General features: G+C 70.4%; 9 protein-coding genes and 1 riboswitch. Of the genes, 3 read left to right on the plus strand and 6 right to left on the minus strand.

Annotated features, from left to right (window positions below; genetic code table 11):
* Window positions 1-16 precede the first annotated feature (16 nt).
* The 3 genes from ABS78_RS16805 to ABS78_RS16815 form a co-directional block, all read right to left on the minus strand.
* The gene (locus ABS78_RS16805) at window positions 17-721 is read right to left on the minus strand and encodes an amino acid racemase (protein ID WP_293381879.1); all 705 of its coding nucleotides are present in this window, start codon (window positions 719-721) and stop codon (window positions 17-19) included.
* 94 nt (window positions 722-815) lie between these two features.
* Window positions 816-1,244, minus strand: a complete 429-nt coding sequence (locus ABS78_RS16810; protein ID WP_293381882.1) for a DUF6491 family protein — start codon at window positions 1,242-1,244, stop codon at window positions 816-818.
* Window positions 1,245-1,414: 170 nt separating this feature from the next.
* The gene (locus ABS78_RS16815) at window positions 1,415-3,868 is read right to left on the minus strand and encodes a TonB-dependent receptor (RefSeq protein ID WP_293381885.1); all 2,454 of its coding nucleotides are present in this window, start codon (window positions 3,866-3,868) and stop codon (window positions 1,415-1,417) included.
* 134 nt (window positions 3,869-4,002) lie between these two features.
* On the opposite strand from ABS78_RS16815, the gene ABS78_RS16820 reads away from it, so the two are divergent.
* The 3 genes from ABS78_RS16820 (at window position 4,003) to ABS78_RS16830 (ending at window position 8,195) form a co-directional block, all read left to right on the plus strand.
* Entirely contained in the window at window positions 4,003-5,589 is a 1,587-nt protein-coding gene (locus ABS78_RS16820) for a tetratricopeptide repeat-containing sulfotransferase family protein (RefSeq protein ID WP_293381888.1), read from the plus strand.
* Window positions 5,590-5,594: 5 nt separating this feature from the next.
* A riboswitch (TPP riboswitch) is annotated at window positions 5,595-5,702 on the plus strand.
* A 41-nt stretch (window positions 5,703-5,743) separates the two neighbouring features.
* Window positions 5,744-7,579 carry a phosphomethylpyrimidine synthase ThiC gene (thiC, locus tag ABS78_RS16825; RefSeq protein WP_293381891.1) on the plus strand — a complete coding sequence of 612 codons (1,836 nt, stop codon included), beginning with the start codon at window positions 5,744-5,746 and terminating at the stop codon, window positions 7,577-7,579.
* 112 nt (window positions 7,580-7,691) lie between these two features.
* On the plus strand, window positions 7,692-8,195 hold the full coding sequence (locus ABS78_RS16830) for a c-type cytochrome (protein ID WP_293381894.1): 504 nt from the start codon (window positions 7,692-7,694) through the stop codon (window positions 8,193-8,195).
* Between the two features lie 18 nt (window positions 8,196-8,213).
* Here ABS78_RS16830 and ABS78_RS16835 read toward each other — a convergent pair whose 3' ends face one another.
* The 3 genes from ABS78_RS16835 to ABS78_RS16845 form a co-directional block, all read right to left on the minus strand.
* Window positions 8,214-8,966: a PEPxxWA-CTERM sorting domain-containing protein gene (locus ABS78_RS16835; RefSeq protein ID WP_293381897.1), complete on the minus strand. Its 753-nt coding sequence runs from the start codon at window positions 8,964-8,966 to the stop codon at window positions 8,214-8,216.
* Window positions 8,967-9,161: 195 nt separating this feature from the next.
* Window positions 9,162-11,525, minus strand: a complete 2,364-nt coding sequence (locus ABS78_RS16840; RefSeq protein ID WP_293381900.1) for a serine/threonine-protein kinase — start codon at window positions 11,523-11,525, stop codon at window positions 9,162-9,164.
* A complete protein-coding gene (locus tag ABS78_RS16845) occupies window positions 11,518-12,081 on the minus strand; it encodes an ECF-type sigma factor (protein ID WP_293381903.1) in 564 nt (187 codons plus the stop codon). Before ABS78_RS16845 ends, ABS78_RS16840 begins: the two co-directional genes overlap by 8 nt.
* Window positions 12,082-12,158: the final 77 nt, after the last annotated feature.

Below are 12,158 nucleotides of genomic sequence, written 5' to 3' on the forward strand. Positions count from 1 at the left end.
GCGGGCGAGCCGCCCCTCAATCCAGGGCGACCGGCGCGGCCTCCCAGCCCAGGCACACCGCGACCGCCTTGCGGGCCAGGAGGTCGGCCGGGTCCACCATCTCCAGCCGCACGTCCCGCGGCGACAGCACCAGAGGAACCTCGGTGCATCCGGCGATCAGGACCTCGGCGCCGGCCTGGCGCAGGGCTTCGGCGTGGGCCTGCATCTCGCGCGTCACGTCGGCGGACCGTTCCCCGGCCTTGATCCGTTGGAGGGTGACCATGAATGCCTCCTGGCGTTCGGGTGGCAGGCTGACGAGGCCCATGGCCCGCGCGGCGAGGTACTCGCGATACAGCTTCAGCGCGCCACGCTCGCCCAGAACGCCTGCCCGCATGGCCCCGGTCCGGCCGGCGGCCTCGGCGCCCAGGCCGATCATATCGATCAGCGGCAGGCCGCTGGCCCGCTGGATCAGGTCGGCGTGGGCGTGGGCGCTGTTGCAAGGCATGGCCAGCACCTCGGCGCCCGCCCCGCGCAGGCCGCCGGCCATCTCGGCCAGCGCGCCGCCGGCGCTGGCGCCCGGGACGCCGGGCGCGGCCGTCCGGGGATTGATGTCGGCGATCACCCGGATGTGGTCCTGGTCCTGGTGGGCGGGCGTGCAGGCCTGCACCTTCGCCAGGAAGTCCACGGTGGCCGCCGGACCCATGCCGCCCAGCACGCCCAGGACAAGGGTGGGCTGGCTCACGGCTGGTCTCCCGGAAGCGACATCGGGCGGGGAGCGGTGCGGCGGGCGGGTGTGAAGCCGGTGGAGCGCATGCCTGCTCCCTAGGCGCTCGTCGTCAGGGCTTCAACTTCGGCGGCAGGGCGGCCACCTCCTCGGGCGTCATCTTCACGATGGAATCCACGATGCAGGGCGAGCGAAAGCCGGCGCGCGAGATCGAGATATCCATGTCGATGGGCTTGCAGATCAGCGTCGCGCCCGGCGGGCTGCGGGTCACGATCGGGTCCGACGACGTGGCGCCGGCCAGGCAGGCGCCCTTCATGGTGACGCGATAGGCGCCCTTGCCCTGAACGTCGACCAGCAGGGTCTGGCGGTCGCCGATGGTGTGGTTGCGCATGTCGCTGGAGCGGAAGCAGTCTCCCGGGGCCAGCCCTGCGCCGGACGGGGGCGACGGCGTCGGCAGCGGCGAGGGCTTCTGCGCGGCGGCGCCCGTCGCGATGGCCGTGGCGGCCGCCGCGACCGCCAAGGTCAAGATCGGAAGCTTCATGGGTGGTCTCCTGAGGCAGGTCCGGGAAGTCCCTCGCCTCAGGATACGTCGTCCGGCCGCCGCCGTCTGCAAGTCTGCGGCCCTCGGGCGTCCGACCTGCGAGTTCCGGCGGTGCCCCCGCCCCCCCGCCGTCAGCTCCCGCCGTCAGCCCCCGCCGTCAACCTGGGCCGTCAGCCCCCGAACTTCTTGGTGAACCGCACGCCGACCTTCCGGGGCGGCAGCGGGTTGGTGAACGACCGGACGAAGACGGTGCGGCCGGTCTCGTCGGTCACCGTGCCGTTGTTGTACCAGGGGTTCCCGTTGCCGCCGCTCTCGGCGAACTTGTCGAAGATGTTCTCGGCGTACAGCGTCACCGACCAGTCGCGCCCATCGCCCGACAGCGTGGCCGACAGGTTGTGCATCGTATAGTCGTCGAAGGTGATGGCGCCCCCGCGGTTGCCCACCGCCGACAGGATGTCCGACACGTAGCGGCCCGAGTAGTTCAGCTCCAGGTTCAGGCCCTCGGCGATGGGCTGCTCATAGGTGACGAACACGCTGGCCTGGTGCTTGGGCGAGCCGGGCAGGCGGTCGCCGTCGAAGGCGTCGACCAGGGTGTTGCGGAACGGATTGCCCGTGGGGTTCGTCGCGGGATCGGGGATCGTGCGGACGAACTTGGGCGCGTCGGCGGTCAGCTTGGCGTCGGTGTAGGCGTAGCTGGCCCGCACCGTCAGTTGCTCGGTCACCCGGGCGTCGAACGAGACGTCGAAGCCCTTGGTCTCGGCCCCGCCGCCGTTGCGCGTGATGGTGCCCCCGCCGTTGATCGTCGCCGACAGGAGCTGCGGATCCTTCCATTCGATGTAGTACAGCGAGGTGTTGAGGGTCAGGCGGCCGTCCAGCCACTGGGTCTTGGCGCCCAGCTCGTAGTTGATCGTCTTGTCCGGGCTGTAGGCGATCTCGTCGGGCAGGGCGCAGACGTTCTGGAAATTGCCCAGCGGCACCGGGCAGGGCGCGATGCCGTTGCCGCCGCCGATCCGATAGCCCTCGCTGTAGGTGAAGTAGGCCAGCACGTCGGGCGTGATCTGGTACGAGGTGTTGAACTTGTAGAGGAAGCCGTCGTCCTTCTGGCCGTCCGCCTCGAAGTCGAGCCGCACCTCGGTGGGCGTCCGCCCGTCCGGCGCGATGCTGGTGTAGAGCAGCGGCAGGTCGACCGCGTTCAAGGTCTTCAGTTTGTAGTCGTAGTAGCGGACGCCCCCGGTGACCTGCCACTTGTCGGTGATCTGGTAGCTGACCTCGCCGAACGCGGCGACCTGATCCAGCTTGGCCGAGCCGACCGCCAGGTACTCCAGCGAGTCGGGACGCAGCTCGGCGCCCGTGCCGAAGGCGTCGATGGCGTAGCGGTCGAAGTTCGGCGTGAACTCCTTCGAGAAGCCGTCGGTGTCGTACTTCGAGAAGAAGCCGCCCACGATCCAGCTCAGCGGCCCGTCGGTCTTGGAGACGAGGCGGATCTCCTGCGTCCAGGTCTCGTCGTCCTGGTCTTCGAGCGTGTAGCCCACGAACGAGGGGAACAGCTCGTAGCCGTAGGCGAAGCCCACCAGCAGGTTGGTCTGGTCGCGCTGGCCGCGTTCCTTGTAGCGCGAATAGCCGGTGGCCGAGGTCAGCTCGGCGAAACCGAGGTCGAGGCTCATTTCCAGGGCCAGCAGGCCGTTCTCGCGGCGGTTGGGCTCCAGCACGCGCGTGGGCGAGACGTAGCGGCCGGTGGCGATGGCGCTGCGATGGCCGCTGATGGTCCGGCCTTCCGAGCGCTGGTCCTGGTAGTAATAGGTGAGGTTGGCGTCGAAGATGTCGGTCGGGCGCCACCGGACCGCCAGGCGGCCCGAGACGGTCTTCTCGCCGTTGGCGTCCTTCTTGGGGGCCAGGTCGTAGCCCGGTCCGGCGAGGATGTTGGGATTGCTGACGCCGGGGACGCGGACCACGTAGTCGTAGTCGACGAAGCCCGTGTCCTTCAGGAAGTCGAGCGAGGCGCGCACCGCCACGGTCTCGCCGATCGGGAAGTTGCCCGTCGCCCCGTAGTCGTAGCTCAGGCCGCTGGCCTTGGAATAGCCGTAGCCGTCGCCCCGCACCTCGAAGCTGCCGACACCGAACTGCGGGCGCTTGGGGATGTAGCGGATCGCGCCGCCCATCGTGCCTGCGCCGTAGAGCGTGCCCTGCGGGCCCAGCAGGAATTCGACCCGCTCCATGTCGTTGAGCTTCAGGTCGATGTAGATCGGGATCTCGCCCAGATAGGTCGAGACGATGTCGCCCGCGTTGTTGCCCAGCACGTCGGTCTGGCCGATGGCGTCGACGTTCAGGCCGCGCACGACGATCCGGTCCGAGGTCCGGCCCCCCTGGTCCACCAGATGGACGCCGGGGATGAACCCGGCCAACTCGGCCAGGTCGGTGGCGCCTTGCCGCTGGATGAAGGATTCGCCCACGGCGGCGATGTTGATCGGAACGCTCTGGACGTTCGCCTCCCGCCGCGTGGCGGTGACGATCAGTTCCTCGACTTCCGCGCCGCCCTGCGCGGCTGCGATGGCGGGCGTCGCGATCGCGACGGCGCTGATCGAAGCAAGCAGAATGCGGCGACGGTGCAGAGGCGATATCTTCATTGCGGAGTTCCCCGGATTTCTGAAAGGCTCATGCGAGCTTTGGGGAAATCTGGAGACATCCATCCGGAGCGCCGCAACCCCGACGGCCCGGGTATGCGACAGGAAGCGGCCTCGTTGCGGTGAGCGATACAAAAATGATGCAATTCGATCAGGGGCTCGCGGAGGCCGAAAAACTGATGGCCCGCCGCGCCTACGAGCCCGCGCACCGGATCTGCATGCAGGCGCTCGAGCGCGACCCCGAGGCCGCCGCCGCCTGGTTTCTCCTCGGTGTCCTGGCCGCGGATCACGGCAATGTCGGCCGGGCGGCCGATCTGTTCGAGAAGGCGGCGGCCCTGGCGCCGGTCGATCCGAGGCCTCGCGCCCACCTGGCGCGGACGCTCATGCTGCTCAACGAACAGGCAGATGCGGTCGCGGCCGCGGAAATCGCTGCGGCGTTGCATCCGCGCGACGCTGTGACGCTCGACACCCTGGGCGTGGTGTTCAGCCGCGCCGGCCTGCACGCCCGCGCGATCCCGTTCTTCGAGGCGGCGGTGGAGAGCCACGGACGCAACGCCGAACTGTTGTTCAACCTGGGCGCCTCGCGCCAGTTTCTCGGCGATTTCGCGGGGGCCGAGGCCGCCTACGCCGGCGCCGTCGCGGTCGACCCCGCCGCCCATCGCGCCTGGTCGTCCCGCGTCACCCTGGCGCGCCAGACGCCGGAGCGGAACTTCCGGCCCGAACTGGAACGCCTCTTCGCGACTCATGCCCACGATCCCGAGCGTGCGCTTCACCTCGCCCACGCCCTGGCCAAGACCTGCGAGGATCTGGGCGACCCCGCCGCCGCCCTGGCCTGGCTGCAACGGGGCAAGGCGCTGCGGCGCGCGCGCGCAGGCTACGATCCGGACGCCGACGCCCGGGTGTTCGAGGCGGCGGCGGCGACGTTCGCGGCCGGCGACCGGGCCGCCGGCTTCCGGTCCGATGCGCCCATCTTCGTCGTGGGGCTGCCGCGAACCGGGACAACCCTGGTGGACCGCATCCTGTCCAGCCACCGCGACGTGGAATCGCTGGGCGAGCTGGCCAACTTCGGGCTGCTCGTGAAGCGGATGGCGGGGACGGCCTCCAGCCTCGTGCTCGATCCGCCGACCCTGCGCGCAGGCCGCGCCGTCGATCCCGAGGCTCTGGGCCGGGCGTTCCTGGACGACGTCGCCGGCCTGCGGGGCGCGAGCGCGAGGTTCGTCGACAAGATGCCGCTCAATGTCGTCTATGCCGGCCTGATCCATCGGGCCCTGCCGGACGCGCGGATCGTCTGCCTGCGCCGCCATCCGATGGATTCCTGTCTGGCCAATTACCGCCAGCTCTTCGCCACCGGCATTCCGCAGTACGACTACGCTCTCGATCTGGAGGACCTCGGCCGCTACTACCTGGGCTTCGACCGCCTGGTGGCGCACTGGCGCGCGGTCCTGCCGCCCGACCGCTTCCGCGAGGTGGCCTACGAGGACCTCGTCCACGATCAGGAGGCCCGGACGCGCGGCCTGCTCGCCTTCTGCGGCCTGGACTGGGACCCGGCCTGCCTGGCGTTCCACGAGAACGCCGCGCCCGTCGCCACCGCCAGTTCGGTCCAGGTGCGCCAGCCGATGTACGCGTCGTCCATCGGCCGCTGGCGCGCCTATGGCGACGGCCTCACGCCCCTGCGGCGGATTCTGGAGTCCGGCGGCCTCGACGTGGAGGTCGATCGCGCCTAACCTGCCGGACATCCTCGGGGGGCCGCGCTTGAGCGGCTGAGAGGTGGGTGAGCCCACGACCCGTCGAACCTGATCCGGGTCATGCCGGCGAAGGGAAGGGCGCTTCATCACCCAACCTACGCCCGTGATCCGTCCGAACCTGAGGACGCACGCGATGAACAAGCCGACCGGAAAGCTCGACGCCGCCACGATCCCGACCGGTGAACGGCCGGGGTCCAGGAAGGTCTACCAGCCCGGCGTGGTCTGGCCGGACATCCGCGTCCCGTTCCGCGAGGTGGCCGTCCACGAGAGCGCGGGCGAGCCGCCGCTCACCATCTACGATCCGTCGGGTCCCTACACCGACCCCACGGTCGCCATCGACATCGAGAAGGGGCTCTCGAAGACCCGCGAACCCTGGGTGGTCAGCCGCGGCGACGTCGAGATCGTCGAAAATCCGCGCGCCGTGAAGCCCGAGGACAACGGCTTCGCGAAAGGCGCGCACCTGGCGCCCGAGTTCACGGCGCCGCGCCGGGTCTACCGCGCCAGGGCCGGCGCCAACGTGACCCAGCTCGAATACGCCCGCCGGGGGATCATCACCCCGGAAATGGAGTACGTCGCCATCCGCGAGAACCTGCGCCGCAAGGAGACCGACGCCTTCATCCGCGACGGCGAGGACTTCGGCGCCTCGATCCCCGACTTCGTGACGCCCGAGTTCGTGCGCGACGAGATCGCCCGGGGCCGCGCCATCATCCCGGCCAACATCAACCACACCGAGCTGGAGCCGATGATCATCGGCCGCAACTTCCTGGTGAAGATCAACGCCAACATCGGCAATTCGGCCGTCCTCAGCCACGTCGCCGACGAGGTGGACAAGATGGTCTGGTCGATCCGCTGCGGGGCCGACACGGTCATGGACCTCTCCACCGGCCGCAACATCCACAACATCCGCGACTGGATCCTCCGCAACAGCCCCGTCCCGATCGGAACGGTGCCGATCTATCAGGCGCTGGAGAAGGTGAACGGCGTCGCCGAGGACCTGACCTGGGAGGTGTTCCGCGACACCCTGATCGAACAGGCCGAACAGGGCGTGGACTACTTCACCATCCACGCCGGCGTGCGCCTGGCCTATGTCCCGCTGACGGCCGGCCGCGTCACCGGCATCGTCAGCCGCGGCGGCTCGATCATGGCCAAGTGGTGCCTCGCGCACCACAAGGAGAACTTCCTCTACGAGCACTTCGAAGAGATCTGCGAGATCATGAAGGCGTACGACGTGTCGTTCAGCCTGGGCGACGGCCTGCGCCCCGGCTCGATCGCCGACGCCAACGACGCGGCCCAGTTCGGCGAACTGGAGACCCTGGGCGAACTCACCCAGATCGCCTGGAAGCACAATGTCCAGGTGATGATCGAAGGCCCCGGCCACGTGCCGATGCACAAGATCAAGGCCAACATGGACAAGCAGCTGAAGACCTGCGGCGAGGCGCCGTTCTACACCCTCGGCCCGCTCACCACCGACGTCGCCCCGGGCTACGACCACATCACCTCGGCCATCGGCGCGGCGATGATCGGCTGGTTCGGCACGGCGATGCTCTGCTACGTCACGCCCAAGGAGCACCTCGGCCTGCCCAACCGCGACGACGTGAAGGTCGGCGTGATGACCTACAAGCTGGCCGCCCACGCCGCCGACCTGGCCAAGGGCCACCCGGCCGCCCGCCTGTGGGACGACGCCATCAGCCGGGCGCGGTTCGAGTTCCGCTGGGAGGACCAGTTCAACCTGGGGATCGATCCCGAGACGGCGCGCGAGTACCACGACGAGAGCCTGCCCAAGGAGGCGTTCAAGACCGCGCACTTCTGCTCGATGTGCGGTCCCAAGTTCTGCTCCATGAAGATCAGCCAGGACATCCGCGACGCGGCCCGGCAGCAGAACGACGTCGACACCGGCATGGCCGAGATGGCGCAGAAGTTCCGCGCGGGCGGGGGCGAGATCCTGGTCCCCGTGGCGCCGGCGGAATAGGCTTCGTCGCCGATCGGGCGGGGTTCGGCGCAAAGTCTGACGCCTGCGCCGTATATGCGGCATCCTTCGGCGGTCCGGTCCCGTAAAGGTTCCGGCAAAACGAGGGATATCCATGCGCTGGATCATGTTCGCCGCCGCGGTTGCGGCGATGCTGTCGGCCTGTTCGAAGCCGGCAGAGCCGCCGGCCGGCCAACCCCATGTGGTGGCCGCCAATGACATCGAGGCGGGGCGCTATCTGGTCATGGTGGGCAGTTGCAACGACTGCCACACCGAGGGCTTCCCCCAGGCCGGCGGGAACATTCCCGAGGCGCAGCGGCTGACCGGCCGCGCGATCGGCTACCAGGGGCCGTGGGGCGTGTCCTACGCCACCAACCTGCGGCTGCTCGCGCAGAGCACGACCGAGGACGGCTGGGTCGAGATCCTGAAGACCAAGCCGCTGCTGCCGCCGATGCCCACCCAGAACATCTCGAAGATGACCGAGAGGGATATGAGGGCGATCTACCGGTACATCCACGCGCTGGGCGAGGCGGGCGGGCCCGAGCCTGACAACCTCCCGCCCGGCGTCGCGCCTACGACGCCGGTCGAGAACATGGTTCCCATCCCGCCCAAGGTCTGACCTGACGCTGCCGGCGCGTCAGGCGGCCCGTTCGCGCCGGGGACGGCGGAGCGCCGCGCCGGCCAGGCCGAAGCCGCCGATCATCAGCGCCCAGGTTCCCGGCTCGGGGATGGCGCCGGTCGGGGCGCCGGTCTCGAAGACCCGGACGCTCATGACCGAGCCCTTGATGTCGTAGGCCTGGTCGAACCCACGGCCGGCGTTCCTCACCTGGCGCAGGAAGCTCGACAGGCCCGAGCCGCCGACCGGCGACCAGGGTTCCGCCATGTCGAAGGCGATGGACGTCGGTGACGCGAAGCCCGAACTCGCCGTGTGATAGTCGTAGGCCAGCCCGCCCGTCGGTGAGGGCACGTCTCGGCCGCCGACGCCGCTCACGTAGAGTTCGCCCGTAGGGCTGGCGGGATAGTTCACCCGCTCGATGCGGCCGTTGAACAGTTCGTCGGACTGGAAATCCATCACGTCCTGATGGCCGTTGATGGTGATCGTCAGCGAGCGGACGGGCGAGGCGTCGCCGGCGCCCGCGCGGATGTAGTCGAAGACCCCGCCACCGGGATCGTAGAGCGACGTCGTCCCCACCGAGGGATCGAACTCATACGTGGCCGTGTAGTCGAGGCCGATCAGGTTGTACGACCCGAAGGTCAGGTCGGTCACCGCATAGGTGATCTTGCCCGAGAACGTGGCGAACAGCGCCGCGGCGGCCGGCGCGGGCGTCGCCGCCGCGCCGGTGGCGAGCACAAGGGCGGCCGCGCCGCCCGCCCAACTCCTGAAACCCATGACCTGCTCCGTTCCATTCCGCTTCGCGCCCCAGGGGCGTGGACACCGGACTAGCGGGCGCGGGCGCGCTTCGATCCCCCGTTTGGGGGGCGCTGTGGGGAGCGAGGACGATGTTTTCGCCGGAAATTCCCCCTGTGCCTGCGTTCTTCCCCCGATGCGGGATTCGGGGGCAGGGCGCGCAAGCGGGGAGCCTCTTCAGGTCCGGCAGGCCTTCAGGCTGTCCTCGACGGGTTGCAGGTTGTTCTCCCGGTCGTAGTCCGACAGGTCGTCGCGGTCGGCGTAGCTGCGCAGGATCGTCCGGGATTCCTGCAAGGCGCCGCAGGCCTGGGCCGAGCGCCCGGCCTGGCGGTAGACCGCCGCGGCGTCCTTCAGGCCCACGGCGAGATGCAGCCGAGAGCCCTTGTTGCCGCCGCTGCGCTGGGCGAGCCGGCGGCGGATGGCCACGGCCTCGTCGGCCGCGGCGACGGCCTGGGCGTGCGCGCCGCGGGCGCTCTGGACCTGGGACAGCACGATGCCGGTCAGGGCGATCGACTCGGCCGCCCCCGCGTCGGTGGGACTGCGCGCCGCCATGGCGCGGGCGATGGCCTGCCCGTCCTGGATCGTCGCCAGCGCCGCGTCCAGCCGCCCGGCCTCGCGCTGGATGTCGCCCAGCGACCACAGAGAGGCGATCAGCCGCCGGGTCCAGGTGGGATCGTCCTCGGTCGCCGCCAGCCGCGCGCGGTTCAGCGCGACGCCTTCCTGCATGCGGGCCACGGCGTCGTCGATGCGGCCGGTATGCAGATAGACGTTGCCGCTCTGTCGCAGCAGGCCGCTCAGCGAGACGGCGACCGGATCGCTCTCGCGCAGGGCCGGCGGCAGGTCGGCCACGATCTTCAGGCCCTGCTCGTACACGCGCCCCGCGCCGGGGATGTCGTTGTCCCAGCCGTAGCTGTCGCCTTCGTAGAGATACGCGGCCGCCAGGGCGCCGGCGCTGCGTTCGGACGGCTCGGGCAGCGCCGTCAGCAGGGCGCGGGCGCGGGTGGTCCGGGCGCGCGCGGCCTTGCTGTCGCCGTCGGCGTACAGGCTCTCGCCGGCCAGGAACGACAGCAGGTGGCCCAGGGCCAGGCTGACGTCGGCCCGCGCCGGCTGTTCGGCGTGGAGCCGCTCCAGGATCGCCTCGGCGCGGCCGTACAGAGCCTTGCTTTCCTCGCGCCGGCCGAGCGAGCCGCCGCCGGTGGATCCCATCACCCGGCCCAGGCGGAAATAGCCTTCGCCCGCCTCCAGTCGCACATCGAACGGCGCGTGCGGGTCGGCGGCCAGCCGGTCGAGGTAGGTCTGGGCGGTCTGCGCCAGTTTCAGCCGCGCGTCGACCGAACCCTGGACCTTGGCCACCTCGTCGTAGACGTCGAACATCATCGACTTGGCCAGGGCGCGCACGTCCTCGAACCGCGCCTCCGCGTCGGCGCGGGCGGCCTCGGCGCGGGCGTTGGCCGCCAGCGTCAGGCCGAAGGCGGCCACCAGCAGCGTCGCCGCCGTCGCCGCCGCGCCCACGGCCAGCCGGTGGCGGCCGACGAACTTGCGGAAGACGTAGCCCCGCCCGCCGCTCGCGGCCGAGACGGGGAATCCGCTCCGCCAGGCCGCCACGTCGGCGCGCAGGGCCTCGACGGTGGAATAGCGATCGGCCGGATCGTCGGCGGTCGCCCGGGCGACGATGGCCGCGAGTTCGGGGGCGGGACGGTCGCCTTCGGTCAGCCAGGCCAGCACCTGGCCCAGCGAATAGATGTCCGACAGCGTGCTGGACGGCGCGCCCGCGATCCGCTCGGGCGCGGCGAAGCCGGGTGTGTGGATGCCGGCGTCGCCCCCCGGCGCCGTCGCCAGGGGCGTGGGCGCCGTCGCAGGCGCGGCGATGCCGAAGTCGATCAGCTTGGGCTGGTCGGCCGCGTCCACCAGGATGTTGGCCGGCGTCACGTCGCCGTGGACCACGAGGTTCTGGTGGGCGAAGGCCACGGCCGCCGCCGCGGCCAGGAACAGGTCCAGGCGGGCCGCGCGCGAGGGTTCGGCCGCCCGCCAGTCGGTCAGCGGCCGGCCTTCGACGTACTCCATCACGATGAAGGGTTCGCCGGCCGTCGTCTCGCCGCCGTCGAACAGGCGCGCGATGTTGGGATGGGCCAGCCGCGCCAGCGTCTGGCGCTCGCGGCGGAAACGCTCGACCAGCGCGCCCGACAGGGCGCCGGGTCGGATCACCTTGATCGCCACCGTGTGGTCGAAGTCGCCGGTCGCCCGTTCGCCGCGATAGACCGTTCCCATCCCGCCCTGGCCGATCCGGCCGGTGACGCGGTAGGCGCCGATCCGCTCGGGCGTCGGCGCCTCGCCGGCCAGACCCGGCGCGCCGCCCGTGGGCAGGATCGCCGCGGCGCCGGGGCTGAGCGACAGCAGCGTCAGGGCGCGGTCGCGCACCGCCGCGGGGACCGGGCGGCTGCGGATCCAGGTCTCCCGCGAGCCCGACGGCTGATCCATCGCCCCGTCGATCAGATCCAGCGCCTGCGCGTCGAGCGACGCCGGCGGCCGATCGTCAGACATCCTGGGCCTGCAACGCCTCGAAGAGCCACAGGCGCGCCGACTGCCAGCGACGCTTCACGGTGGATTCCGACAGGTTCAGGACCACGGCGATATCCGTGATCTCCATGCCGCCGAAGTAGCGCATCTCGACGATCTCGGCCCGCTGGGGATCGACCCGCGCCAGCCGGTCCAGGGCGTCGTTCACCTCGTCGAGGTCGGCGTTGCCCACGTCCGGCAGGTTGGTGATCAACTCCACCTTCATGTGGTCGCGCTTCGCCGCCCGCTTGGCCCGGACGTGTTCGATCAGCGCACGCCGCATCATGGTGGAGGTGAGCGCCATGAAATGGGCCCGGTCGCGCCAGTCGATACGGTCCAGCGCGATCAGCTTCAGGATCGTTTCATGGACGAGGTCGCCGATCGAGAGCGAGACGTGCCGCTCGCCACGCAGCATCGCCGCGGCGGCCTGGCGGAGCTCGGCGTAGAGGAGCGCGAACAGCCGGTCCCGCGCCGTCCTGTCACCGCGCCGCCACCCCCCCAGGAGGGCCCGAGCCTCGTCGTTCGGCGTACGCGTCAACATGGGCCGGCATACTGCTCAGCCGGGGCGGGCGTGGCAAGACGGCGCCCCTCCTGGGTGAAAAATCCGCCCATGCGAGA

The sequence above is a fragment of the Phenylobacterium sp. SCN 70-31 genome, from assembly GCF_001724605.1.
Taxonomy (GTDB): Bacteria; Pseudomonadota; Alphaproteobacteria; order Caulobacterales; family Caulobacteraceae; genus Phenylobacterium.